The organism is Lacinutrix undariae (assembly GCF_052934785.1).
On record NZ_CM128809.1, the window covers coordinates 2,710,494 to 2,735,671 of the forward strand.

24 protein-coding genes are annotated in these 25,178 nt (G+C 31.1%); 11 read left to right on the forward strand and 13 right to left on the reverse strand.

Translation table 11 applies throughout. The annotated features are described in order from the left end of the window. Positions 1-51: 51 nt before the first annotated feature. The 3 genes from rsmD to ACU4C5_RS12145 are packed head-to-tail and all read right to left on the reverse strand — an operon-like array spanning position 52 to position 2,133. Complete coding sequence (gene rsmD, locus ACU4C5_RS12135; protein WP_446844475.1) at positions 52-606, reverse strand: 16S rRNA (guanine(966)-N(2))-methyltransferase RsmD; 555 nt, start codon at positions 604-606, stop codon at positions 52-54. Then, on the reverse strand, positions 606-1,403 hold the full coding sequence (locus ACU4C5_RS12140) for a DUF3822 family protein (protein WP_446844476.1): 798 nt from the start codon (positions 1,401-1,403) through the stop codon (positions 606-608). The genes rsmD and ACU4C5_RS12140 overlap by 1 nt, the downstream gene beginning before the upstream one ends. A 4-nt stretch (positions 1,404-1,407) precedes the next feature. Next, entirely contained in the window at positions 1,408-2,133 is a 726-nt protein-coding gene (locus ACU4C5_RS12145; RefSeq protein ID WP_446844477.1) for a hypothetical protein, read from the reverse strand. Positions 2,134-2,341: 208 nt separating this feature from the next. Here ACU4C5_RS12145 and ACU4C5_RS12150 point away from each other — a divergent pair, with 208 nt between their 5' ends. The 7 genes from ACU4C5_RS12150 to ACU4C5_RS12180 are packed head-to-tail and all read left to right on the forward strand — an operon-like array spanning position 2,342 to position 8,135. Continuing rightward, a complete protein-coding gene (locus ACU4C5_RS12150) occupies positions 2,342-3,766 on the forward strand; it encodes an ATP-dependent DNA helicase (protein ID WP_446844478.1) in 1,425 nt (474 codons plus the stop codon). 46 nt (positions 3,767-3,812) lie between these two features. Next, the gene (locus tag ACU4C5_RS12155) at positions 3,813-4,379 is read left to right on the forward strand and encodes a DUF4126 domain-containing protein (protein WP_446844479.1); all 567 of its coding nucleotides are present in this window, start codon (positions 3,813-3,815) and stop codon (positions 4,377-4,379) included. A 48-nt stretch (positions 4,380-4,427) separates the two neighbouring features. Then, complete coding sequence (gene kdsB, locus ACU4C5_RS12160) at positions 4,428-5,156, forward strand: 3-deoxy-manno-octulosonate cytidylyltransferase (protein ID WP_446844480.1); 729 nt, start codon at positions 4,428-4,430, stop codon at positions 5,154-5,156. Then, positions 5,147-5,851, forward strand: coding sequence for an HAD family hydrolase (locus tag ACU4C5_RS12165; protein ID WP_446844481.1), 705 nt, complete (start codon positions 5,147-5,149; stop codon positions 5,849-5,851). Before kdsB ends, ACU4C5_RS12165 begins: the two co-directional genes overlap by 10 nt. A gap of 3 nt (positions 5,852-5,854) precedes the next feature. Next, entirely contained in the window at positions 5,855-6,472 is a 618-nt protein-coding gene (locus ACU4C5_RS12170; protein WP_446844482.1) for a CatA-like O-acetyltransferase, read from the forward strand. A gap of 30 nt (positions 6,473-6,502) precedes the next feature. Then, the gene (locus ACU4C5_RS12175) at positions 6,503-7,585 is read left to right on the forward strand and encodes an iron-containing alcohol dehydrogenase family protein (protein ID WP_446844483.1); all 1,083 of its coding nucleotides are present in this window, start codon (positions 6,503-6,505) and stop codon (positions 7,583-7,585) included. A 1-nt stretch (position 7,586) separates the two neighbouring features. After that, positions 7,587-8,135 (forward strand): 1-acyl-sn-glycerol-3-phosphate acyltransferase, encoded by a 549-nt coding sequence (locus ACU4C5_RS12180; protein WP_446844484.1) that lies wholly within the window; start codon positions 7,587-7,589, stop codon positions 8,133-8,135. 134 nt (positions 8,136-8,269) lie between these two features. Here ACU4C5_RS12180 and ACU4C5_RS12185 read toward each other — a convergent pair whose 3' ends face one another. From ACU4C5_RS12185 to gcvT, 6 genes are all read right to left on the reverse strand, one after another. Beyond that, positions 8,270-8,725, reverse strand: coding sequence for a nuclear transport factor 2 family protein (locus ACU4C5_RS12185; protein ID WP_446844485.1), 456 nt, complete (start codon positions 8,723-8,725; stop codon positions 8,270-8,272). A 102-nt stretch (positions 8,726-8,827) separates the two neighbouring features. After that, the gene (locus ACU4C5_RS12190; protein WP_446844486.1) at positions 8,828-9,550 is read right to left on the reverse strand and encodes a YebC/PmpR family DNA-binding transcriptional regulator; all 723 of its coding nucleotides are present in this window, start codon (positions 9,548-9,550) and stop codon (positions 8,828-8,830) included. Between the two features lie 91 nt (positions 9,551-9,641). Beyond that, positions 9,642-9,932, reverse strand: coding sequence for a 4a-hydroxytetrahydrobiopterin dehydratase (locus ACU4C5_RS12195; RefSeq protein WP_446844487.1), 291 nt, complete (start codon positions 9,930-9,932; stop codon positions 9,642-9,644). 53 nt (positions 9,933-9,985) lie between these two features. Further along, the gene (locus tag ACU4C5_RS12200; protein WP_446844488.1) at positions 9,986-10,816 is read right to left on the reverse strand and encodes a sugar nucleotide-binding protein; all 831 of its coding nucleotides are present in this window, start codon (positions 10,814-10,816) and stop codon (positions 9,986-9,988) included. Positions 10,817-10,837: 21 nt separating this feature from the next. Then, positions 10,838-11,752 carry a glutaminase gene (locus ACU4C5_RS12205; RefSeq protein WP_446844489.1) on the reverse strand — a complete coding sequence of 305 codons (915 nt, stop codon included), beginning with the start codon at positions 11,750-11,752 and terminating at the stop codon, positions 10,838-10,840. Between the two features lie 3 nt (positions 11,753-11,755). Then, the gene (gene gcvT, locus ACU4C5_RS12210) at positions 11,756-12,838 is read right to left on the reverse strand and encodes a glycine cleavage system aminomethyltransferase GcvT (protein WP_446844490.1); all 1,083 of its coding nucleotides are present in this window, start codon (positions 12,836-12,838) and stop codon (positions 11,756-11,758) included. 230 nt (positions 12,839-13,068) lie between these two features. On the opposite strand from gcvT, the gene ACU4C5_RS12215 reads away from it, so the two are divergent. Beyond that, entirely contained in the window at positions 13,069-14,808 is a 1,740-nt protein-coding gene (locus ACU4C5_RS12215) for an ATP-binding response regulator (protein WP_446844491.1), read from the forward strand. A 59-nt stretch (positions 14,809-14,867) separates the two neighbouring features. On the opposite strand, the gene thrC is transcribed toward ACU4C5_RS12215, so the two are convergent. From thrC to thrA, 3 genes are read right to left on the reverse strand one after another with little or no spacing between them, the layout of a single operon-like run. After that, a complete protein-coding gene (gene thrC, locus ACU4C5_RS12220; protein ID WP_446844492.1) occupies positions 14,868-16,160 on the reverse strand; it encodes a threonine synthase in 1,293 nt (430 codons plus the stop codon). A gap of 2 nt (positions 16,161-16,162) precedes the next feature. After that, positions 16,163-17,089: a homoserine kinase gene (locus ACU4C5_RS12225; RefSeq protein WP_446844493.1), complete on the reverse strand. Its 927-nt coding sequence runs from the start codon at positions 17,087-17,089 to the stop codon at positions 16,163-16,165. 13 nt (positions 17,090-17,102) lie between these two features. After that, entirely contained in the window at positions 17,103-19,544 is a 2,442-nt protein-coding gene (gene thrA, locus ACU4C5_RS12230; RefSeq protein ID WP_446844494.1) for a bifunctional aspartate kinase/homoserine dehydrogenase I, read from the reverse strand. 215 nt (positions 19,545-19,759) lie between these two features. Between thrA and ACU4C5_RS12235 the strand changes: the two genes are divergently transcribed. Beyond that, positions 19,760-20,281, forward strand: coding sequence for an EF-hand domain-containing protein (locus ACU4C5_RS12235; RefSeq protein ID WP_446844495.1), 522 nt, complete (start codon positions 19,760-19,762; stop codon positions 20,279-20,281). A 156-nt stretch (positions 20,282-20,437) separates the two neighbouring features. Continuing rightward, positions 20,438-21,991 (forward strand): NAD(P)H-hydrate dehydratase, encoded by a 1,554-nt coding sequence (locus tag ACU4C5_RS12240; RefSeq protein ID WP_446844496.1) that lies wholly within the window; start codon positions 20,438-20,440, stop codon positions 21,989-21,991. A gap of 70 nt (positions 21,992-22,061) precedes the next feature. On the opposite strand, the gene ACU4C5_RS12245 is transcribed toward ACU4C5_RS12240, so the two are convergent. Further along, a complete protein-coding gene (locus ACU4C5_RS12245; protein ID WP_446844497.1) occupies positions 22,062-23,102 on the reverse strand; it encodes a TlpA family protein disulfide reductase in 1,041 nt (346 codons plus the stop codon). A 124-nt stretch (positions 23,103-23,226) separates the two neighbouring features. On the opposite strand from ACU4C5_RS12245, the gene hutH reads away from it, so the two are divergent. Then, the gene (gene hutH, locus ACU4C5_RS12250) at positions 23,227-24,738 is read left to right on the forward strand and encodes a histidine ammonia-lyase (RefSeq protein WP_446844498.1); all 1,512 of its coding nucleotides are present in this window, start codon (positions 23,227-23,229) and stop codon (positions 24,736-24,738) included. Positions 24,739-25,178 lie beyond the last annotated feature (440 nt).

Consider the following 25,178-nt stretch of genomic DNA (forward strand, 5'->3'; position numbering starts at 1 on the left):
GCCTTTTGAATGTAAATTCAAAAGGCTTTGTTTTTATAGGATAATTAGGTTTTATTCTTGTTCGTCTTCTACAATTTCAAAAAAGCTAAACATATTTCCACCGTAACTCTTAGAGTAGTGGTAGTTTGTAATATGTGATAAATCTGTATGTTTTGAATGCTCAACAATTAAAACACCACCTTCTTCAAGTAATTCATTTTGAAATACAAGATTAGGAATTTTTGAAAAACTCTCTACATCAAAATCGTAAGGAGGATCTGCAAAAATTATAGTATGTTTTTGTTTTGATTTTTCTAAGAATTTAAATACGTCACTTTTTATGGTTTGTATATCCATTTCGAAAGCCTCAGCGGTTTCGTTTATAAATTTAATACATCCAAAGTGCGCATCAACACTAAGTATTTTTTCGGTACCTCGTGAAGCAAATTCGTAACTTATATTTCCTGTTCCTGAGAATAAATCTAAAACAGAAACGTCATCAAAATAATATAAATTATTAATAATATTGAACAATGCTTCTTTAGCCATATCTGTTGTAGGACGTACTGGAAGTTTTTTGGGTGCAGTAATTCGTCTGCCTTTAAATTCACCTGATATGATTCGCATTAGTTAAAGCTATTTAGTATGATATAATTTTGGTGTGTAATTGATAAATTTTCTGTAAATGTAAACGGATATTTTGGTGTTACAAAGTTAACATGTCTTATATATTTATAAGCTATATTATAAAGTGTGTCATCTTTTAATAGTTGCCCGCTTAGTAATAATTTTACAGTTTCTGGGTCTAGTTTCAACTGTTCAACAGTAAAGAGGATATAATAAATGAAATCTTCTTTAGTCGTATATTCAAAAGTATTATAAAGCAATATTTTTGAGTTTTCGGTAACTAATATTTCAAAAGTGTTCGCATTCACATTAATATGAATACTTGGTGTTTCGCTAGTGTTTTGTAATGTTGTGTCAATAAAAACGGTTGATGCGTGTTTGTATTCAAACTCACCAAAACGTTCAAAAATAAAGTTATTGATATTCACTAATGGCACGTAAACATTTACGGTATCTTCAGTTTTAAGAATATCAAAAGAAATGAAATCAGATTTTAAAATCTTAGCATTAAACTTTAAATAGTCGGCACAATTATTTTCATTAAATAATTCTTTAGGGACTAAATTTGAGAGTTCGTTTTGATAAATGATGGTGACATCATCAAAATCAGTTTTAAAAATAGGATTATCATCTAAGGCCGATTTTAATTGTTCTAAAACTTCAAAGGGAGTACACTTTTTACCAAAAGGAATGTCTTGTAAAAATTCAATGTTACGATCTCCTTGGTTAATTATACAAAAAGAAAGTCCACTCAAATTAATTTGAATGGACAATGCTTTGTTATTATTTGTAGTCAAATTATTACTCTTTTGAGTAGTTTTTTGGCCAGTTTCCGTTGGTTTTAACTTCATTCATTGAACCTACTTTAATTGTTGGTCCGTTAATTCCGTCAACTGAAATTACTTGTTCTTCTTTTTTGATAAGATTTTTATCTTGACCATCAAGAACAATAGATTTTTGTACTGAAACTTCAAATACAGGAATGTCTTCTAACATACCAGCTTGAAGTTCAAATTTAGCCCCTTCTTTTCCTACAGGTACATTTATCATTGTTTTGTAACGAGTATCTGTTCCAAAAAGAGAATCTTTTACTGGTACAAATCCTAAAGTATCAATAATTACAATATCTTTTGTAGTTGTTACACCACCGTAACGTTTTGTTAATTCTTCATCAACAATACTAGAATCTCTTCTTTGTGTAATTGTAAATTGAGCAGAATCAATAAATTTCACTAACTCATCAAAATCACCAGTGAATTTTCCAGTAACAGTTTTGTGTGCTAATTCAGCATCTCTAAGATCTTTTAAGTTTTCAATTACAACAGCATAACGTTTGTCTTTTAGTTGATTAAATTGAATTTCTCCATAAACAGACATAAAGGTTGCATACCCTAAATAAATGATGATTGCCCATAGTGCAATGTTTAATACGGGTTTTAATTTTTTAGGCACAAATTTGTCAATAATCCAAACGATTCCTATCGTAAGAAATATAACAATTACAATTCCAATAATTATTGTTAACATAGTTAGTTATTTTTTTTATTTTATTAAAGGTGTTACGCAAATCTACAATTTTTTTTTATTCACGAAAATCATTATAAATAAAAAAGAGTTAAAAAAAAGAATATATTAAATTTTTTGATCAAAAGTGCTTATTTTTTTTAGATTAATCTTTTAAGGCTATGTGATATAAGTTGTACCTTGCCATTTCTCTCTTTTTCAAAATAAATATATGACCAGTTCCGATTTTTATAAACTTTTAAAGAAAAAATTTCCTTTTCAACCTACTACCAAGCAAAATATAGTGCTTATGCAACTCTCTGATTTTGTTTTTAATGACGCATTAGATGCTTTATATTTACTTAAAGGATTTGCTGGAACAGGAAAAACAAGCATTATAGGTACCTTAGTTTCTAATCTTTGGGAAGCTAAAACTAATGCCGTTTTAATGGCACCAACAGGACGAGCTGCTAAAGTGATTTCTAACTATTCAAAGAAAGAAGCGTTTACTATTCATAAAAAAATATATTTTCCAAAAAAAGATAAAGGAGGTGGTGTGAAATTTGTTTTGCAACCTAATAAACATCGAAATACCATATTTATAGTTGATGAAGCTTCTATGATTCCTGATACACCTTCAGATTCTAAATTTTCCGAAGGCAATTCATTATTAGAAGATTTAATGCAATATGTGTACTCCGGACATAAATGTAAATTATTACTTATTGGAGATAAAGCACAATTACCGCCAGTAAAATCAGATTTAAGTCCCGCGCTAGATGCGCACGTTTTAAATTTAACCTATAATAAAGAGGTTAGTGGTATTGAATTGGATGAAGTGGTTAGACAAGGGCAAGATTCGGGAATTTTAATGAATGCCACCTTAATAAGAGAAGCTTTAGAAGAAACATTTTACGATGGTTTTAAGTTTAACCTAAATGGGTTTGATGATATTATTCGTCTTATTGATGGTCATGAAATTATGGATGCTATTAATGATTCCTTTAGTTATAACGGGCACGAAGAAACGGCTATTATTGTAAGAAGTAATAAGCGAGCTAATATGTATAATCAGCAGATACGAAACCGCATTCTTTTTAATGAAAGCGAATTAAGTGCTGGTGATTATTTAATGGTGGTGAAGAATAATTATTTCTGGTTAAAACCAACTACCGAAGCTGGTTTTATTGCTAATGGTGATATTATTCAGGTATTAGAAATTTTTAGCATTCAAGAATTATATGGTTTTCGCTTTGCGGAAGTAAAAGTAAAAATGGTAGATTATCCAAATATGCAACCTTTTGAAACCGTTTTAATGTTAGACACTATTGAAGCAGAAACTCCATCTTTAACTTATGAAGATTCAAATAAGCTATATCAAGAGGTTCAAAAAGATTATGAAGATGAAACTTCAAATTATCGTAAATTTCTAAAAATAAAAGGAAATAAACATTTTAATGCGCTTCAAGTTAAATTTTCATACGCAATTACCTGTCATAAATCTCAAGGTGGACAATGGAATACTGTTTTTGTAGAACAACCATATCTGCCAAATGGCATAGATAAAGATTATATGCGTTGGTTATACACCGCAGTAACTCGTGCCAAAGAAAAAGTATATCTTATAGGTTTTAAAGACGATTTTTTTGAAAACTAAAGTTTGGCAAACTTTGTGTTATCCATATTGTAAAAAAACAGATTAAATGACATTTGAAACACTTATTAGTATTTTTTTAGGCATAGGACTTGCAGCTTCGGTTGGTTTTAGGGTTTTTGTGCCTTTATTCGCTTTAAGTCTAGCATCCTATTTTAACGTCTGGGAACTTAATGAATCTTGGCAATGGATTGGAAGTTTAACAGCAGTGGTAGCGCTTGGAGTGGCTACAATTGTTGAAATTTCAGCATATTATATTCCATTTGTAGACAACCTTCTCGATACTATTGCCATCCCACTAGCTACAATTGCTGGTACGGCAGTAATGGTTTCTACCGTTGCCGATTTAAGTCCTGTAATTACTTGGGCATTAGCAATTATTGCAGGAGGAGGAACTGCCGCAGCCATAAAAAGTACAGCAAGCGCAAGTAGAGTAACATCATCTGTGGCTGCTGCAGGTTTTGGAAACCCGGTAATTGCTACTGTTGAAACAGGAAGTTCAATAGTAATGTCTGTTTTCTCTATATTCCTTCCAATTATTGGATTTATTTTGACTATTTTCTCACTCTATGTGATTTATAAAATTTTCAAAAAAATTAAACCTTCAAAAGCCTAAAGTCCTTTAAAAATTTATATTTTTGAATAGAAATTCTCCTTAGTAAATATGAAAATAATTTCAATGATTCCGGCACGTTACAGTGCAACACGTTTTCCAGCAAAACTCATGCAGAATTTAGCAGGAAAAACGGTTATTTTAAGAACTTACGAAGCTACAATTGCAACTCAACTTTTTGACGACGTATACGTAGTAACAGATAGCAAAATTATATTTGATGAAATTGTAAATAATGGTGGTAAAGCTATTATGAGCATAAAAGAACACCAATCTGGTAGTGATCGTATTGCCGAAGCTGTAGCAGATTTGGATGTTGATATTGTTGTAAATGTACAAGGTGATGAGCCTTTTACAGAAGCGGAAAGTCTGAAAAAAGTGATTGAAGTTTTTAGAGATGATACCGAAAAAAATATTGATTTAGCATCTTTAATGGTTGAAATTAAAGATTGGGATGAAATAAAAAATCCTAATACCGTTAAAGTCATTGTAGATCAAAACAATTTTGCTTTGTATTTTTCACGCAGCCCAATTCCATATCCTAGAGATAAAGAAGCAGGAGCACGCTATTTTAAACATAAAGGAATTTATGCCTTTAGAAAACAAGCACTTTTAGATTTTGAAAAACTACCAATGCAATTTATTGAAGCTACCGAAAAAATTGAATGTATTCGATATTTAGAATATGGGAAGAAAATTAAAATGGTAGAAACAGATGTTGAAGGCGTAGAAATTGACACACCAGAAGATTTAGAACGCGCAAAAAAACTATGGAAGTAAACTATAATAACATAAAAGTAATTGGTTTTGATGCCGATGATACCTTATGGGTTAACGAAACCTATTTTAGAGATGCCGAAGCTGAGTTTGCTAAATTGTTAAGTGGTTTTGAAACCCTTAATAAAATAGATCAAGAACTCTTTAAAATGGAGATGAAAAACCTCTCTGTTTACGGTTATGGTGTAAAAGGTTTTGTGTTATCAATGGTTGAAATGGCCTTAGAATTATCAAATAATACGATATCTAACGAGACTATTTCAAAAATATTAGACATTGGAAAAACAATGATTAATCAACCTGTTGAACTCATAGAAGGCGTAGAAGATGTTTTAAAAACATTAGCGCCACATTACAAGCTAATAGTTGCCACAAAAGGAGATCTATTAGATCAAGAACGAAAATTAGAACGTTCTGGTTTGTTGGATTATTTTCATCATATAGAAGTGTTAAGTGATAAAAAAGAAGCTAATTATTCAAAATTACTAAACCATTTGGATATTAAACCTTCGGAGTTTTTAATGATAGGAAATTCATTAAAATCAGATATTATTCCTTTAGTGAATTTAAAAGCTCAAGCGGTTCATATTCCATTTCATACCACATGGATACATGAACAAGTAGAAGCAAAAGACATTAATGGAAAAGCATATAAAACACTGAATTCAATTTCAGAATTACCAAAATTACTAGTATAACTGATGACGGTTTTAGATATAAATACATGGAATAGAAAACAGCACTTTGAGCATTTTATGACGCTTAAAGACCCCTTTTTTGGAGTCACTATTCCGTTTAACGTCACAAAAGCCTATCAGTTTTCAAAAGATAATAAAATTAGTTTTTTTACCACTTATCTGCATGCTTGTATGAAAGCTATAAATGGTATTGAAAATTTAAAATATAGAATTTTGGATGGCAAAGTAGTACATTATGATGTGATACATGCGTCTCCAACATTATTAAGAGATGATGAAACTTTTGGGTTTTCGTTTGTAGATTACAGCGCTAATTTTAACGAGTTTTCATTAAATTTAAATGCCGAAAAAGAGCGTGTAAAATTTACAACAGATTTATTTCCGCCTAAAAACGAATTAAATTGTGTGCATTGTTCGGCATTACCATGGACTGATTTTTCAGGACATAAAGAACCTGTTTCTGGTATTGAAGATTCAATTCCTAAATTAGCGTTCGGAAAAACAAAAATAGTAGATAATGAAATGATAATGAATGTGGCTATTAACGTAAATCATGCTCTTGTAGATGGGTATCACGTAGGACAGTTTTCAGAGTTATTTCAAAAATATTTAGATAAATAATAAATTTTACAACATAAAGACCAAAAGTCAATGAGTTATAAAAATTTTCCAATGGTATCCAGAGTTATTTTTGGACGTGGTAGTTTTAATCAATTAGGGGATCTTCTTGAGCCAAAACGATTAAGTGTTAACGCGCCATTTATTTTTTTGGTTGACGATGTATTTGAAGGTAATGCAGATCTTATATCTCGTATTCCTTTAGGTTACTGCGATCAATTAATTTATATATCAGCAAAAGAAGAACCTAAAACATCGCAAGTTGATGCCTTAGTTGAACAAATTATTTTAAGCCACAAAGCACGACCTTCCGGTATTATTGGTGTTGGTGGTGGTACAATTTTAGATTTAGCCAAAGCTGTAGCAATTATGATTACTAATACTGGTGAAGCTAAAGATTACCAAGGTTGGGATTTAGTAAAAAGTCCAGCAATTTATCACGTTGGTATTCCTACAATTTCGGGAACAGGAGCAGAGGTGTCGCGTACAACGGTACTTACAGGTCCAGAACGTAAATTAGGTATTAACTCCGATTACACCCCTTTTGATCAAGTACTTTTAGATCCAGAATTAACTAAAGATGTTCCAAAACAACAATGGTTTTTTACAGGAATGGATTGCTATATTCACTGTGTAGAATCACTTACAGGAACCTATCTTAATGCATTTAGCGAAAGTTATGGTGAAAAAGCTTTTGAGTTATGTAAAGAAATTTTTTTAGAAGATACACTTACAGAAGAAGAGGCGCAAGACAAATTAATGATGGCGTCTTGGCATGGTGGAATGAGTATTGCATATTCTCAAGTAGGGGTTGCGCATGCTATGAGTTATGGCTTAGGTTATTTGTTAGGAACTAAACATGGCGTTGGAAATTGTATTGTTTTTGATCATTTAGAAGAGTTTTATCCAGATGGAGTGAAACTATTTAAACAAATGAAAAAAGTTCACAATATAGAGTTGCCTCAAGGTATTTGTGCAAATTTAAATGATAAAGAATTTGACATTATGATTGATGTTGCCTTAAGTTTAGAGCCACTTTGGGAAAATGCATTAGGAAAAGATTGGAGACATACTATTACAAGAGAAAAATTACGATCATTATACGAAAAGATGTAATATGCGTTGGATAGCAAAATTTATTTACTTTAAAATTATGGGTTGGAAGATTGTTGGAAACAGCAATTTTTCAAAAGATACCGTAAAAAAAGCTATAATTATAGCCGTACCACATACGAGTTGGCACGACTTTTATATTGGTGTTTTATTGCGTAAAATTTGTAATGTAAAGACCAATTTTATTGGTAAAAAAGAACTTTTTGTAGGTCCGCTTGGGTGGTATTTACGCAGTGTTGGTGGTGCGCCAATTAACCGTCAGGATAACGAGAATAAAGTAGATGCAATTGCTAACTTATTTAAAGGGCAAGAAGAATTTAGGATGACATTAGCTCCTGAGGGTACCCGAAAAAAAGTAGAGCAGTGGCGAACCGGTTTTTATTATATTGCTAAAGCTGCAAATGTGCCAATTATTATGTTTACGCTTGATTTTAAAAACAAGCAAAATAAAATTTCAGAGCCTTTTTATCTTACTGACGATATGGAAGCAGACTTTAAAGAAATGCATAAGTTTTTTAAAGGTGTAGTAGGGAAGAAGCCAGAATATTCATAGTTTGGCATGCCTTTTGAAACCATATTAAATGGTTGGTTATCTGAAACATAAAGTAAACTTACTGAGTCCCTAAAAAGAAACAGACATACAACAAAACAAAAAAGGTATTTCACACTTAGCGAAATACCTTTTTTTTATGATTTTTTTTCAAATTTAGAAAGTATACCGTTGGTTTGTGTATTGAGTTTTTTCTTAAAAAAAGATGTTCCTCCTAAAAGTAAACCTTTAAAACCTAAAGCCTGTTTTGCCCAATTGTGAAGATTAAAATGATCGGTATGTTTTATAATTTTTCCATCTTTAAACTCAAAATGTGCTGTTACTTTATTGTGTACCTTTTTATTGGTTTGACTAAAAGTATAAAAAGCTTCCCATTTTGCGCTATCTTCAGTAATATCAGAAAACGAAACTTTAAAATCTTTACCATTTTGTGAGCCACAAAGCATTTTCCACATATTTTTGGCACGTGTTCCTTTTAAAGCACCAAAAGCTGGATCTTCAAAAACAACATCGTCGTGATAGCAATTGGTCATCGTTTCTGCATCAAATTTTGAAAACGCAGTATAAAATGTTTGGATAAGTTGTTGTGACATAGGATGTGTTTTTTAAGTTGAAATTATATTTCAGTAAAAAAGGCTATCAAAATGAATGATAACCTTTCTTTATAGTGTTTGAGAATAAAATAGAGGTGAAACTTATTCAGCAGTTTCTTCCATAGTGTGATATACGTTTTGTACATCATCATCTTCTTCAAGTTTTTCTAAAAGTTTTTCTACATCAGCTATATCATCTGCAGAAGATAATGGTTTTGTAACTTGTGGAATGCGCTCAAAACCTGAAGATAAAATTTCTATCTCACGTCTTTCTAATTCAGCTTGAATGGTTCCAAAGTTTTCAAAAGGCGCATAAATTAAAATACCATCATCATCAGCGAATATTTCTTCGGCACCAAAATCAATAAATTCTAATTCTAATTCTTCAGGATCTAATCCTTCAGCATTAATTCTGAAATTACAAGTATGATCAAACATAAAAACAACTGATCCAGAAGTTCCTAAACTTCCGTCACATTTATTAAAATAGCTACGTACGTTTGCTACTGTTCTTGTATTATTATCGGTTGCAGTTTCAACTAAAATTGCAATTCCGTGAGGTGCATAACCTTCAAATAAAACTTCTTTATAATCACCTTGATCTTTTTCACTTGCCTTTTTAATAGCGCGCTCTACATTATCCTTTGGCATATTTACAGCCTTAGCATTTTGTATAACAGCTCTTAAACGTGAATTACTTGCAGGATCTGGACCACCCTCTTTTACAGCCATTACGATGTCTTTACCAATACGAGTAAATGCTTTACTCATGGCAGACCAACGTTTCATTTTTCTTGCTTTACGGAACTCAAAAGCTCTTCCCATATCTTTAATGTATTTAATGTGCTCTTTTAAAACGAGCGAATATTTCTATCTGTGTTGCAAATTTAAAAAAAAACTCATGGTATAAAAATTGTTAGTCTTCAACTTCTACAATTTGTTCTATAGCTTCTGCGAGTTTAAAATCTTTATCAGTAACGCCATTGGCATCGTGTGTAGATAATGATATGTTTAGCATATTGTAAACGTTACTCCAATTTGGGTGATGATTTTGTGCTTCACACTCAAAGGCAATACGGCTCATGGCACTAAAACAATCTTTAAAATTATCGAATTCAAATTCTGCATGAATAGCATTATCGTAGTATTCCCAATCTGGAAAACGTAATAAGTTTTTCTCAATAGCGTCTTTGGTTAATTTTATCATATATGCTAAATATTTTAGACTTTAAATTTAGTGATTTTAAAAGGGCTAATCAACTAAATAGCTAACTCTGTTAAAATTTCTTTACTTGTAAGTTGTAAATGTTTTGGTAAGAGGTTGTCTTTTGGTAAAACAGCCAGATATCTGTCGTTATTTGTTGTGTAAACTTGCTTGAATACTGGTTTTTGAGCTTTTAATCCTGTGGTGATTTCTTTAATAAATTCTTCGTGATGTACTAAATCAGAACTTCCTAAGTGAAAAATACCAGATTCATTACGGTTTATGATATAATGAATTTGTTGTGTGATTTTGGTGTGAGTAGCAACATTCATTATTAAATTTGGAAACACTTCAATAGGTGCTTTTTCTTTTAAGAATAATTTTATTTCTTGAATTCTTGGTGATTGCGAGCCAAAAACCATTGGTAACCTTATAATGGCGTATTTTGTTTTTGGTAAACGTAAGAGCATATTTTCAATTTTAATTTTGAAATGCCCATAAATACTTGTGCTTAATGTTTTGTCGTTTTCGTAACTCGGAAATTTGCTATACGCGTCAAATACATTTGCTGAAGACATAAAAATTAATTTAGTTTCATGAGTTGTAATGTATTCAATAAGATGTGAATGTGCTATAAGTTGTGCCGAAAAATCGCCTCGTAAAGCAGAAATAATGATGGTTGGTTTTACGCTGTTTAAAATATCAAATACATCATCTTCTTCCATATTATAATGAAAAAAATGTTGGTTTTTATAAAAATCTTTTGTTGGTGTTCTGTAGGTTCCAAAAGTGTTATAATAAGCGTATAACTCTTTGTATAGTGTGTTTCCAAGAAAACCACTAGCGCCTAAAATAAGTATGCGATGTTTGTTTTCAATGGGTTTCATAAATGCGATAATTTATGCGTATTAAAAAATAGATTGGTTACTGAGTGTTGTAAATTGCTCTAAAGCTTGCATTCCTAATTGCGAATTTCCACGTTCGTTAAGTCCTGGTGACCATACCGAAATCACAAATTCATTTGGTAACACTGCTACAATGCCACCACCAACACCACTTTTTCCAGGTAAACCAACTCTAAATGCAAATTCTCCTGCTTCATCATAAAAGCCACAGCTTAACATAATAGCGTTAATTCTTTTGGCTTCACTTTTTGATAAATGTGTTTTGTTAGCTAAACATTTTCCTTTGTTGGCAAACGGAATAAAGGCTTTTGATAATTGCGAACAATTCATTTGTAACGCACATTGGTGAAAATAAAAATCTAAAACATCTTCAACATTATTGTGTAAATTATTGAAGGATTTTAAAAGATTTGCTGCCGCGTAATTTTTAAAACCTGTATCTTTTTCTGATTGTGCGACTTTTAAGTTGTAAGTGATACTATGGTCTCCGGTGATTTCTCTAACGTAGTTTAAAAATTCTGCTTTAGGATCATCAAAACAGGAGACTAAAATATCTGCAATCACAATAGCTCCCGAGTTAATAAAAGGATTTCTAGGAATACCTTCTTCTAATTCTAAAAGCGATAAATGATTAAATGGGTTTCCTGAAGGTTCCACATCCAACCGTTCCCAAATCTTTTTTCCCATTTTAGACATTGCTAAAGCAAGTGTAAGCACTTTTGAGATACTCTGTATTGATAACGGTTGTTGTGTATCACCTATGGCAAATTCTTTGCCATTAACTAATTGTAAATGGATTCCAAAATGATTTAAATCTACATGGGCTAACTCTGGGATATAAGAAGCAATTGTACCTTTATCTTGCTCTTGAGTGACCGATTGGTAGATGTTTTGTAAAATATTTTGGTAATCTATCATATATTATCCTTTGTAAAAAGGTAGTTTTACTACGGTTGCAGGAACTGCATTTTTACGTATTTGAATATTTATTTTACTATCTACACCAGCTAAAATTGTTGGTACGTAACCTAACCCAATTCCTTTTCCTAATGAAGGTGACATAGTTCCTGAAGTTACTTCTCCAATTTTTTGTCCTTCTCCATCAACAATATCATAACCTTGACGAGGAACTCCTCTTTCATCTAATTGAAAAGCAACTAATTTACGAGATGCTCCACGAGCTTTCTCTGCTGCTAAAGCTTCAGAATTTGTAAATGTTTTACTAAATTTAGTAATCCATCCTAAACCTGCTTCAATAGGAGAGGTGGTGTCGTTTATATCATTTCCGTAAAGGCAATATCCCATTTCTAAACGTAGGGTATCTCTTGCTGCTAAACCAATTGGTTTGATACCAAAATCTGCTCCAGCTTTAAATACATTATCCCAAACTTTTTTAACATCGTCGTTTTTACAGTAAATTTCAAATCCACCACTTCCAGTATATCCTGTTGCCGAAATAATAACGTTTTCAACACCTGCAAAATCTCCAACTACAAAGTTGTAAAATTTAATTGCTGATAAATCATGACTTGTAACAGATTGCATGGCCTCAATAGCTTTTGGGCCTTGAATTGCTAATAATGAATAATCTTCACTAATATTTTTCATCTCTGCACCAACATCGTTTTTAGATGAAATCCAGTTCCAATCTTTTTCAATATTACTAGCATTAACAACCAATAAGTAAGTGTCTTCTTTTATTTGGTATATAATTAAATCGTCTACAACACCACCATCGTCATTAGGAATACAACTGTATTGTGCTTTTCCGATAGTTAATTTTGACGCATCATTACTACATACTTTTTGTATTAAGTTTAAAGCGTTAGGACCTTCAATTAAAAATTCTCCCATGTGAGAAACATCAAATACACCAACGTCTTTACGTACCGTTTCGTGTTCAATATTTACACCTTCATATTGTACAGGCATATTGTATCCTGCAAAAGGGACCATTTTTGCTCCTAAAGCTTCGTGTGTTGTTGATAAAGCAGTATTTTTCATTGTAATTTGGTTTATTTTATAATACAAATGTATTGAAAAAATATAGATATACTTTTAAAGTATTTTAATCTATATTTTTTAATAAAATTGTCTCTATTTTAATGAAAAAGCGATAAATTGAAGTAATAAGAGTTTACTCTTAAAATAAATATAAAAAGGTTTGTTCAACTTGCATATAATGCTCAATAAGACGTATTTTGTAGGTAACTAATAACTCAATAAATAAAATAATGCCTTCTTCCAAATTTAAAGATTTTAAAGAATTTAAAGAATTTAAAGAAAACAGCTTTTTTAAACTTGGAATGGCTATTTATTTTTCTGCAATTTTTGTTAATTGTTATTATGTGTTTATTAGCTTTTATAATGGTTTTATACCTTCAGGAATTCTTGCTCTGTTTTCTTTATTAGGTTTTTTAGTGGGGATATATCTTTTTCTTGTAAAACGGAATTACTTAACTGGACCCTACATAGTTTTTGCTTGCTTAGGGACTGCTACCGTTATTCTATCTTATTTAGAAGGGTTTATGTCAGGTTATTATTGGTTTCCTTTAGGATTCCTTTTTGCTTTACCTTATATTATTCGTCGAGAAACTAATTTTAAGAGACAAACTAATAATCTGTATTTTTTAATTATTTTATTTCTAATTATTTCTTTTTTAATTTCTCCAATGTATTCTGATTATTATGAGAATTTAACTAAAGATCAGGTGCATAATCGTTTTATTTTAAATTCATCTATTAATTTTATTCTTATGATGATATTTTCGTTACAAGCGCTTACACATAATAAATTGGTTATAAATAAAATATCTAATGATAAAGATTTTGCTGAAAATGAAAAAGATAGGCGAACTCGAGTGTTATCTAATTTAGGACATGAATTACGTACTCAAATTAACAGTATTAATGGTGTTACGAAATTAATTTTAGGTAATGATAATGCAGAAACACCAAACAAAAAGTATTTTGAGATATTAGATCATTGCAATAATAACATGTTACTGTTAGTGAACGATATGTTAGATATTCATAAAATTGAATCTGGCCGTTTTGAATTATTTGAAGAACCAAAAGTGTTATATGATTTTTTAGAGAAAATTACCATTCCTTTTATTAGCAATGCTGAAGAAAAGAACTTAAAACTACACTCATATATAGATCCTAAATTAAAGGGATTAGCTGTTAATATAGACGAAAAACGTTTTGCTCAAGTGATATATAACTTAATCTCAAATGCTATAAAATTTACGGAGCAAGGGGAAATAATATTTTCAGCAAAAATAATTGATTCAAAGAAAGATAGTTTGGTAATTACATTTGTTGTTTCTGATACCGGAATTGGTATTGCTCCAAACAATTTAAATAAAGTATTTGAAAGTTTTCATCAAATTCAAAATGAAAATAATCCGGTTTATGGAGGAACAGGTTTAGGATTAGCAATTTCTCAATCTATAATAGAGGCTATGGATTCTGAAATAAAAATAGAAAGTAAATTAAATGAAGGCACACATTTTAAATTTACTTTAAATCTAAAACAAGTAACATTGGCTCCAAAAAAAGAGGTGATTAATAAGGAAAACCTTTTTCATGATTTTCATTTAAAATCAACAGTATTAATTGTTGAAGACAATATGGTAAGCATGATGTATGCTAAAAAACTTTTAGAAAAACATGTTATTAAAATATACGAAGGCACAAATGGTCTTGAAGCTATTGAGCATATAAAAAATCACAACGATATTGATTTAGTGCTTTTAGATTTAGAAATGCCAAAAATGAATGGTTTTAAAGCAATTAAACATATTAAAAAACACAGACCAGAGGTTACAGTTATTGCATTTACAGCCAATATGGCAAGTACTGAAATTATTAATAAACTAAATGATTTAGGTTTTGATGATATTCTTTCAAAGCCTTTTAACAAGGAAGATCTTATTTCTATTTTGAAAAAGAATACTAAGAATATATAGTGTATAGAAAACATTTTTATAAAATTGATAGCTTTTAAAAATGCTTTTCTATATCCAAATTATTTCAATAAAAAATCTTTCAAATTATTATAAGTCGAAATTTTAATAGCTACTTTTTTTCTCCCTACAACCTCTTGAATCTGTTTAGGTAACGCTTGTTCGTTATTAATAACTTTTTCTACAACCTCTAAAAATTTAGTAGGATGTGCAGTTTCTAAAAATACGACATGAGCTTTAGGCTGAATTTTTAAATACGCTTTAGCTCCCAGATATCCTACAGCACCATGTGGATCTGCAACATAATTATAAGTTTCATAAATTTCTTTTAAGGCATTTTTTGTAGCGTTATCCGAAAAACTAAAAGATGATAAATTGTCTTTTAAACGATTAAAATTAGACTTATAAATCTCCTGAACTCTTATAAAATTGCTAGGGTTGCCAACATCCATTGCATTACTTATAGTTTGTACAGATGGTTTAGGCTTATAAATTTCGTTTTCTAAATATTCAGTCACACTATTATTCGCGTTATTTGAAGCTACAAAATGAGAAATTGGTAAACCTAATTGTTGTGCCATCATACCAGCACATATATTTCCGAAATTACCACTAGGTACAGAAAATACAATATTATCATGTTTATAATGTAACTGTTTGTAGGCAAAAAAGAAATAAAACATTTGCGGTAACCAACGTGCTACATTTATTGAGTTTGCCGAAGTAAGTTGCATTCTACGAGTTAATTCTTCATCAGAAAAAGCTTTCTTCACCATATCTTGGCAATCATCAAAAACACCATCTACTTCTAGAGCTGTAATATTTTGACCTAATGTAGTAAGTTGTTTTTCTTGTATGTCGCTCACTTTTCCGCTAGGGTATAAAATAACAACATCAACGCCTTTTACACCTAAAAAACCATTAGCAACAGCACCTCCAGTATCTCCAGAAGTGGCTACTAAAACGGTTACATTTTCTGTGTTTTCAGTATTAAAATAGGCTAAACATCTTGCCATAAAACGAGCACCAACATCTTTAAATGCCATTGTTGGACCGTGAAATAATTCTAATGTTGAAATTTTCTTATCTAAATTCACCACAGGAAAATCAAAGCTAAGTGTGTCTTCAATAATAGTTTTTAAAACGGCTTCAGGAATATCCGGACAAGCAAATTGTTTGATAGCTTCAAAAGCAATTTCGGCATAAGAAAGCTCGTCAATTGAATCAAAAAATGATTTAGGTAGTGGTGTTATGGTTTCAGGAAAATACAAACCCTTATCTGGCGCAAGTCCTTTTATCACTGCATCTTTAAATGTGGTGTTGGGTGCTTTTTTATTTAGACTGTAGTATTTCATAATTAATCATTTATAATTTTTATGCCTTCAGTATTTATTTTTGAAATATATGTATGGAATTTAATTCCTGTTTTGACATATATATTGGCTATTGCTTTTTCAACAGCTAATGCATTTTCTTGGCCTTTATTCAGCATAAAAATAGAAGGTCCAGATCCAGAAATGCCACAACCTAAAGCGCCATGTTTTAAAGCTGTTTTTTTTACGTCCTTAAAATAAGGAATCAACTGACTCCTATGTGGTTCAACAACAACATCATTTAATGATCTGCCAATTAACTCGTAATTATCGGTGTGCAACGCATGAATTAAACTCCCCACATTTGCCCATTGTGTAATGGCGTCTTTTAAAGGAATATTTTGAGGTAAAATAGCTCTGGATTCAGAGGTTTTAATCTCAATTTGTGGATGAATTACTGTAGCAAATAATTGGCTAGGTGTTGGAATTTGTAACACTTCAAGCGGAATAGTGCTTTTTACTAAGGTAAATCCACCAAATAGGGCAGGAGCAATATTATCAGCATGTTCACAACCGCTTGCCACAGCTTCTCCTTTCATGGCGAAATCTGTGAGTTGTGTATTGTTATAAGGGTTTCCTAGTAATTTATTTATTGCAAAAACAGTTCCAGATGCACTTGCCGAACTACTTCCAACACCGCTACCTGGTTTTATGTTTTTGTAAATTTCAATCTCAAAACCACAGTTGGGTTTTGCATCATTATATATGGCTAATGCGGCAACACCAGCTACATTATTTTTAACTTCAAATGGTAAATCAAAACCTTCAATCTTGGTGATTTTAATTCCTTTTTCTGCTGTTTTTCTAACAATCATTTCATCACCAACCGTGTCTAAGCAAAAACCTAAAACGTCAAATCCGCATGATACATTTGCCACCGTTGCAGGTGAAAATATTTTAATTTCTGTCATGTAATTTGCTGTTTTAATTGTTTCCGATTCTTATAATATCTGCAAATAAACCAGATGCAGTAACTTCAGCACCAGCTCCAGCACCTTTAATAATCATAGGTTGTTCCACATAACGTTCAGTATAAAACATCACAATATTATCTTTTCCTTCAAGGTTGTAAAAAGGATGACCTTGCGGAATTTCTTTCAATCCAACTTTCGCTTTTCCGTTATTAAATTCAGCAACATATTTTAACTGACAATTATTTGCTTTCGCCGAAGCGTATAACTTTTGAAAATGCGCTTCATCATCAATTAAAGTTTGATAAAAATCATCTACCGAATCACTATTTAGGTTTTTAGGCGTTAAAAATGAATCATTTTCAATCGCATTTAAGTCCATCGCAGTACCACTTTCTCTAGCTAAAATTAAAATCTTTCTCGCAACATCAACACCGCTTAAATCAATACGTGGATCAGGTTCGGTGTAACCTTCGGCTTGCGCTTGTTTTACAACATCATGAAATTTTGTAGTAGCATTAAAGTTATTAAAAACAAAGTTTAAGCTTCCCGATAAAACAGCTTGTATTGAGGTGATTTTATCTCCAGAGGCTATTAAATTATTTAGTGTGTCAATTACAGGTAATCCTGCACCAACATTAGTTTCAAATAAGAATGGTGCATTATATTTTCGAGATAAGTATTTTAATTCATGGTAACTACTATACGTATTTGAACATGCAATTTTATTGCAAGCCACCACAGCAATACTTTCTTTTAAATATTTAGCATACACGTTGGCAACATCACTGTTTGCCGTAACATCTACAAAAATACTATTTCTAAGATTTAGATTTTTTGTGTGTTCAAAAAAGCCTTCTAAACTTGCTGGTTCTCCTTCGCTAAGTGCGGTTTTCCATGTTTTTAAAGGAATTCCATCGGCATTAAATACCATTTTTTTAGAATTTGATAATCCGGCAATTCTAATATTAATTTTTAACTGTTCTTTTAGATATTTTTTCTGCTGATTAATTTGCTCTACTAAGTGTTCTCCTACATTTCCAACACCTGTAATAAATACATTTAATTGTTTTGTTTTCGTTTCAAAAAAGGTTTCATGTAATACGTTTAAAGCTTTTTTGACATCTTTTTGAGCAATAACTGTCGAGATATTTTTTTCTGAAGCGCCTTGAGCAATAGCTCTTATATTAATATTATTTTTACCTAAAGTACTAAACATTTTTCCGCTAATTCCTTGATGATTTTTCATTTGATCACCAATTAGCGCAATGATTGAAAGCTGGTCTTCTAAAATAATAGGATTAATTTTATGTAACGAAATTTCATATTCAAAAGTATCATCAATACTGTTTTTTGCCAATATAGATTCGTTGTGATTCACACCAAAACAAATAGAATGTTCAGAAGAGGCTTGAGTAATAAAAATCACATTTATTTTATGCACTGCAAGCGTTTCAAATAAGCGTTTTGAAAACCCAGGAATACCAACCATTCCGGTACCTTCAAGTGTTAAAAGTGCAATATCATTAATATTTGTAATTCCGCGAACAGTAGCGTTATTTGACGCATCGTTTGATATATATGTGCCTTCAGCCTCAGGCTCCATTGTGTTTTTTATAACTAATGGAATATTTTTAGCCAATACCGGTTGTACGGTAGGTGGATAAAGTACTTTTGCGCCAAAATGAGAAAGCTCCATGGCTTCTTGGTACGATAATTTTTTTATTGGATAAGCTTGTTTAACCAGCTTTGGGTTTGCGGTGTACATCCCACTAACATCTGTCCAAATTTCCAATTGTTCAGTTTGTAATGCTGCAGCTACAAGAGCTGCTGTATAATCTGATCCACCACGACCAAGTGTTGTAATTTCTCCAATTATTGATTTTGAAACAAAACCAGGTAAAATGGTGATTTGAGCTGTAGAAGACTTAAAATGTTTTTGAATGTTAGCTGTAGTTAAATCTTCTTTTACTTCGGCCTTTGTAAAATTAGAATTTGTAATAATTAAATCTTGGCTATTTTTTCTAGATACATTAATGCCATCACTTTTTATAGTTTCGGCAATTATAAATGACGATAATAACTCTCCAAAACTAACAAGTTTATCTGATGTTTTTGGAGATAATTCATTAATTAAAAAGATGCCATCAAGAAGGTTTTTTAAGTCATCTAATTGTTCATTAAGCTGTGTTTTTACTAAGGTGTTTTCGGTAGGTATTAAACCCGTTAAAATATCTAGATGATTTTTTTTAATAATTTTAAATTCAGAAATATAATTTGCATCTTTGCTCTGTGCTAAATGACCAGAATGTAACAGTTTATCTGTAATGCCTCCAATGGCAGAAACCACACAGATAACGGTTGATGTTTCTGCGTAATTTTTAAGGATTTTAACAACTTGTTTTATATGTGGAATTGAACCAACAGAAGTTCCACCAAATTTTAAGACTTTCATGTGTTATTTTTTAGTTAAACTTCGAATTAATGTAAGAATATTTAATATTTTAACATCTTATATCGAAGATAATATTTTGTTTGAAAGAAAAAAGAATAAGTATTGAAAATATCCTTGTTATATGGCATTTGTAGAGATTAAAAAATATTTCTCAAAAAAAGCGCAAGTTTTTTCAGAATAACACATCTAAATAACTAAAGAAGAATTTATAAGCTATGAAAAAGAAAGATTTAAAAGTAATAGTCACATTATTTACTGTGCTATTTTCTGTAACTGTATTTTCGCAAAGACCGTCAAGAGGACAAGGACGAGATAGAGGTAATAGGGGTGAAGAACGAGGCGGAAAACCTAATGCATTACAAATTATTAATCAGTTAGATCTTGATAAAGACAATATGATTGATAGAGCGGAAGCATCAAAAGATGAAAAAGGGAAAATTGCTAAAGATTTTGATATTATTGATGCCAACAGTGATGAGTATATAAGTCTTGAAGAATTAGAAGCAGCATTAAGTGAAGATGGGCCAATGCAAATGTCTCCAGAAAAATTAATTGAAACCATTGATGAAAATGGCGATGGTACTTTAAATGAATTAGAAGTTGCCGCAAAAGATAATAGAGAATTGTCATTAAATTTTAGTGCTATTGATACTAATGCAGACTACGAATTAGATATTGATGAGTTAAAAGCCTTTTTTGTTAAGAATGATGATAAAAAAAGGAAAAAAAGAAAGTAATTGTTTATTATAGTAATCAATTCATACTTTAAAAGCTTCTCATATTTTGAGAAGCTTTTTTTGTTTATATTTTTAATAAAATCAACTTTATACAATTTAGCTATTAAAAGTATTATTTTTACTGAAGAATAAAAGACTATAATTTTTTACTTTAATATGAAAATACTCTCAAAAGAACAAGTTTATGAAGGTGACCAACTCACTGCTGAACGACAAAACATATCTTCAACCGATTTAATGGAACGCGCAGGAGTTCAAATTTTTAACTGGTTACATTTAAGGTTACAAGGCGGACAAATTCCTATTCATGTGTTTTGTGGAATTGGTAATAACGGAGGTGATGGTTTGGTTGTGGCGAGACATTTAATTAATCACGGATATAACGTACATACCTACGTTATAAATTATAGTGATAAACGCTCAAAAGATTTCTTAATTAATTATGATCGTATAAAACAAGTTACTAAATCATGGCCAGCACTTTTAAGCGCAGAAGATGATTTACCTGTAATTGCTCACGAAGATATTATATTAGATGCTGTTTTTGGAATAGGATTTAATCGTCCGGCAGCAGATTGGGTGCAAACTTATTTTCAGCATTTTAGAGCTTCAAAAGCATTTACTTTAGCCGTTGATATTCCTTCAGGATTAGAAACAGATAGCGTGCCTAAAGAAGAAAATGATGTAGTTTGGGCGAGTCATACATTAAGTTTTCAATCCCCAAAATTAGTCTTCTTTTTACCTGAAACTGCAAAATATACAGTGCAATGGGAAGTTTTAGATATTGGTATTGATCGCCAATATTTAATTGAAACACCAACAGAGTCAGAATTTATAATTAAGCAAGATGTATTACCAATTTACCGTCCGCGAGATAAATTTTCGCATAAAGGCGATTTTGGTCACGCCTTATTAATAGGAGGAAGCTATGGTAAAATAGGAGCCGTTACTTTGGCAAGTAAAGCTGCTTTAACTTCTGGAGCAGGATTAGTAACTGCATTTATTCCAAAATGCGGTTATAATGTATTGCAAACCGCATTACCAGAAGCTATGGTAATTACTGATGTTAAGGAGGAATTAATTTCTAATATTAATTTTGAAATCACGCCAAATGTTATTGGTATTGGTACAGGTTTAGGAACACATTCTGAAACCATTTTAGCATTTGAAACTTTTTTAAAATCTAATAAAACACCATTAGTTATTGATGCTGATGCGATAAATATTCTTTCAAAACAACAAGACTTATTAAAATTAGTACCGGCAGAATCGGTATTAACACCACATCCTAAAGAATTAGAACGTTTAATAGGGACTTGGAAAGATGATTTTGATAAATTGAGTAAGGTAAAAGCATTCTCAAAAGCATATAATGTTGTTGTCGTTGTAAAAGGTGCGCATACAATTACGGTGTTTTTAGATAAATATTACGTAAACAGTACAGGTAATCCAGGATTATCTACCGCAGGAACTGGAGATGTGTTAACCGGAATTATTACAGGATTAATGTCTCAAGGCTATTCGGCACTTGAATCTTCGGTTTTTGGAGTGTATTTACATGGTAAATCTGCAGATATTGCTGTTGCCGATTTAGGATTTCAAAGCTTATTAGCTAGTGATGTTATTGATGCTTTAGGTGAAAGTTATATGGATTTATTTGCAAAACCAGAACCACAACCACAGACAGAAGCACAAAAAGAAAATGAATAATCGCATACTATAAAACATAAAAAAGCCACTCTGTTATAGAGTGGCTTTTTTATATGTGTAAGAATTTGTATTAGATACTTAATTCATTAAATAACTCAATTAATGCAGGACTTGAAGGTCTTGGAGCATCTGGAGTTACAATGTTTCCATCAGGATCAACTAGGATAAAACGAGGAATTCCTGTTACTTTATAGTTTGCTATAAAATCTGATTGCCAATTTTTATCTGAAATTAATTGAATACCACCTAAACTTAAATCGGTAACCATTTTTTCCCATTTAGCTTTAGCTTTTTCCATACTTCCTCCACCAGAACGTCTAGCGTCATCAACAGAAATACTTACAAACTCAATGTTTTTACCATGATATTTTTTTTCAACTTCTTTAAGAAAAGGAATTTCAGCTTTACAAGGTGCACACCAAGTTGCCCAAATATCCATGTAAACGTATTTTCCTTTTAAATCACTTAATGAAGTTGTTCCACCTTTATGGTTTTCGTAGTTTTCAAAAACTGGAGAAGGACTTCCTTTAGGTAATTCACTTTTTAAAGTAATTGCACCTTCAAGGTAACCTTTATAAGATTTTAACATTGGGTCAATTGATCCAACAGCTTCAGCGATTAATGTAGAATCAACGCCTTTTTTAGAAGTGTAAAACTCATTTAATTGTCCTTTAATTCCTGCTAATTCTTTATCTAATTCAGAAACATTTCCAAGGTTTGATAATTTATCAATATCTAAAATTTCTTCTTGTAATAAAGATTGCTCAGCTAAAAAGTTACTATGTTCAGCTCCAGATCCTGTATATTTTACAGTTTCATCAAACTCTTTAGTATCCATAGTTACGTTTAATTCAAACCCGTTTTTTAAGTACATATTTGTACTTTCAGATCCATCAAATAAATTATAAACACCAGTTTCAACCTTTAAGGTGTCTTTAAAAGTTCCGTCAGCGTTAACAGGTATTGTTTTAGTGTATGTTCTAGATCTTACAACAACAGAATCACTTGTTTTATTTGTTATTTTTCCAGAAAAAGTCACGTAGTCTTTTGGTGGCGCTTGCTCACATGAAGCAGCTGCAATAGCTAGTGATAAAAGGAGTAGTTTTTTCATGTTTATTTTTTTGTTTACCCAAAAATAGAAGATAATAGATACAAACCAATATATTTTATTAATTATTAACATTTGTTGCATAATCTATATGGAATGCTGACTTTTGGAGAATTAAATTTTTACTATGGATACTGTACATTATATTTCTTCTGATTCTTTAGAGCTTTCTACAATAAATGATATTTTATTATATGAAAAAACTTTAGCGCTAAGCGAAGATTCTATTACTAAAATTGAAAAATGCCGAGCGTATTTAAATCATAGAATGGAAAAAGAGGATAAGCCTATTTACGGAATTAACACAGGGTTTGGGTCTTTATATAATGTAAAAATTGAAAAAGATAATTTAACACAACTTCAAGAAAATTTAGTAATGTCTCACGCTTGTGGTACTGGTGATCGCGTGCCAAATGAGGTAATAAAACTAATGTTGTTATTTAAAATACAATCTTTAAGTTATGGTTTTAGCGGGATTCAATTAGATACTGTTTTACGTTTAATTGAATTTTATAATAATGATATTTTCCCTGTGGTTTATACGCAAGGTTCATTAGGTGCATCAGGAGATTTAGCGCCTTTAGCGCATTTAGCTTTACCATTATTAGGTAAAGGAGAAGTGTCTTATAAAGGAGAAGTTGTGAAATCTGAAGAGATTTTAAAAGAATTTAACTGGCAACCTATTGTTTTACAATCAAAAGAAGGTTTAGCATTATTAAACGGAACTCAATTTATGAGTGCTTATGGTGTTTATGTGTTGAATAAATCATATAAATTATCATATTTAGCCGATTTAATAGGAAGTATTTCTATTGATGCTTTTGATGGAAGAATTGAACCTTTTAATGAATTGGTACATTTAATTCGCCCTCATAACGGACAATTAAAAACGGCCGAACGTGTAAGAGGTTTCTTAGACGGAAGTGAATTGATTACTCAAGAAAAACAACATGTTCAAGATCCGTATTCTTTTAGATGTATTCCTCAAGTTCACGGAGCAACAAAAGATACTTTAGAGCATGTGCATAGAATTTTTAAAACTGAAATAAATTCGGTTACCGATAATCCAAACGTATTTACAGGTGAAGATTTAATTATCTCTGGTGGGAATTTTCACGGACAACCCTTAGCATTAGGATTTGATTTCTTAAAAATTGCTATGGCAGAATTAGGAAATATTTCTGAAAGACGTATCTTTCAATTAGTTTCAGGATTAAGAGGTTTACCAACATTTTTGGTAGATAATCCAGGATTAAATTCAGGATTTATGATTCCTCAATACACCGCTGCAAGTATTGTAAGTGCAAACAAACAATTAGCAACACCTGCAAGTGTAGATAGTATTGTTTCTTCAAACGGACAAGAAGATCATGTAAGTATGGGAGCAAATGGAGCAACCCAAGCATTTACACTAATTAATAATGTAGAACGTATTTTAGCTATCGAACTTTTTAACGCCTCTCAAGCGTTATTTTTCAGAGCTCCCAAAAAATCATCTCCTTTAATAGAATCATTCTTAAAAAGTTATAGAAATGAAGTTGATTTTGTAACTCACGATCAAATTTTTCATGATATGATACAAACGTCAATACGCTTCATCGATGATTTTCGCATCGATAATGACCTCCTTTTCGATTAAATGCAAAAATAAAATGACAAACTGTTTAATACCAAATAAAAAGTTAAATTTATTTGTGTATCAGTAACTTATGGTATATTTTTGAATTAAATAAATGATAGATTGAGTCATTTATTAAGTGCGGAATCACTTTTTTAAGTCGAGTTCCGCACCTCTTACCCAAAATTGTTTAATAGCAAAACAATTGATTATTAGCACATTTATTATTTGTTTGAATTTGTAAAAATTCAAACAGCAAACGGCATGTATTACCATGTATAGCATGGTTTTTATATGCAAAATGTTTAAGGTCCCATACCTATCTACACATTTTTGTAACCCGCTTCTGTTTTGTACGGACAGTATAACTATTGTCTAAAATAAATGTTTAAAATAATTTTAATTTAAAACCAAATGTTATGTTTATGAACAATTTTACCCGAAACAACGCTAGGGACCAA

Coding starts and splice junctions, on each gene's coding strand:
- ACU4C5_RS12240 (WP_446844496.1), top strand. CDS start 20,438: ATGAAAATACTCTCAAAAGAACAAGTTTATGAAGGTGACCAACTCACT.
- gcvT (WP_446844490.1), bottom strand. CDS start 12,838: ATGAAAAATACTGCTTTATCAACAACACACGAAGCTTTAGGAGCAAAA.
- thrC (WP_446844492.1), bottom strand. CDS start 16,160: ATGAAATACTACAGTCTAAATAAAAAAGCACCCAACACCACATTTAAA.
- ACU4C5_RS12175 (WP_446844483.1), top strand. CDS start 6,503: ATGAGTTATAAAAATTTTCCAATGGTATCCAGAGTTATTTTTGGACGT.
- rsmD (WP_446844475.1), bottom strand. CDS start 606: ATGCGAATCATATCAGGTGAATTTAAAGGCAGACGAATTACTGCACCC.
- ACU4C5_RS12170 (WP_446844482.1), top strand. CDS start 5,855: ATGACGGTTTTAGATATAAATACATGGAATAGAAAACAGCACTTTGAG.
- thrA (WP_446844494.1), bottom strand. CDS start 19,544: ATGAAAGTCTTAAAATTTGGTGGAACTTCTGTTGGTTCAATTCCACAT.
- ACU4C5_RS12235 (WP_446844495.1), top strand. CDS start 19,760: ATGAAAAAGAAAGATTTAAAAGTAATAGTCACATTATTTACTGTGCTA.
- ACU4C5_RS12190 (WP_446844486.1), bottom strand. CDS start 9,550: ATGGGAAGAGCTTTTGAGTTCCGTAAAGCAAGAAAAATGAAACGTTGG.
- ACU4C5_RS12155 (WP_446844479.1), top strand. CDS start 3,813: ATGACATTTGAAACACTTATTAGTATTTTTTTAGGCATAGGACTTGCA.
- ACU4C5_RS12225 (WP_446844493.1), bottom strand. CDS start 17,089: ATGACAGAAATTAAAATATTTTCACCTGCAACGGTGGCAAATGTATCA.
- ACU4C5_RS12195 (WP_446844487.1), bottom strand. CDS start 9,932: ATGATAAAATTAACCAAAGACGCTATTGAGAAAAACTTATTACGTTTT.
- kdsB (WP_446844480.1), top strand. CDS start 4,428: ATGAAAATAATTTCAATGATTCCGGCACGTTACAGTGCAACACGTTTT.
- ACU4C5_RS12215 (WP_446844491.1), top strand. CDS start 13,069: ATGCCTTCTTCCAAATTTAAAGATTTTAAAGAATTTAAAGAATTTAAA.
- ACU4C5_RS12245 (WP_446844497.1), bottom strand. CDS start 23,102: ATGAAAAAACTACTCCTTTTATCACTAGCTATTGCAGCTGCTTCATGT.
- ACU4C5_RS12200 (WP_446844488.1), bottom strand. CDS start 10,816: ATGAAACCCATTGAAAACAAACATCGCATACTTATTTTAGGCGCTAGT.
- ACU4C5_RS12185 (WP_446844485.1), bottom strand. CDS start 8,725: ATGTCACAACAACTTATCCAAACATTTTATACTGCGTTTTCAAAATTT.
- hutH (WP_446844498.1), top strand. CDS start 23,227: ATGGATACTGTACATTATATTTCTTCTGATTCTTTAGAGCTTTCTACA.
- ACU4C5_RS12165 (WP_446844481.1), top strand. CDS start 5,147: ATGGAAGTAAACTATAATAACATAAAAGTAATTGGTTTTGATGCCGAT.
- ACU4C5_RS12150 (WP_446844478.1), top strand. CDS start 2,342: ATGACCAGTTCCGATTTTTATAAACTTTTAAAGAAAAAATTTCCTTTT.
- ACU4C5_RS12145 (WP_446844477.1), bottom strand. CDS start 2,133: ATGTTAACAATAATTATTGGAATTGTAATTGTTATATTTCTTACGATA.
- ACU4C5_RS12180 (WP_446844484.1), top strand. CDS start 7,587: ATGCGTTGGATAGCAAAATTTATTTACTTTAAAATTATGGGTTGGAAG.
- ACU4C5_RS12205 (WP_446844489.1), bottom strand. CDS start 11,752: ATGATAGATTACCAAAATATTTTACAAAACATCTACCAATCGGTCACT.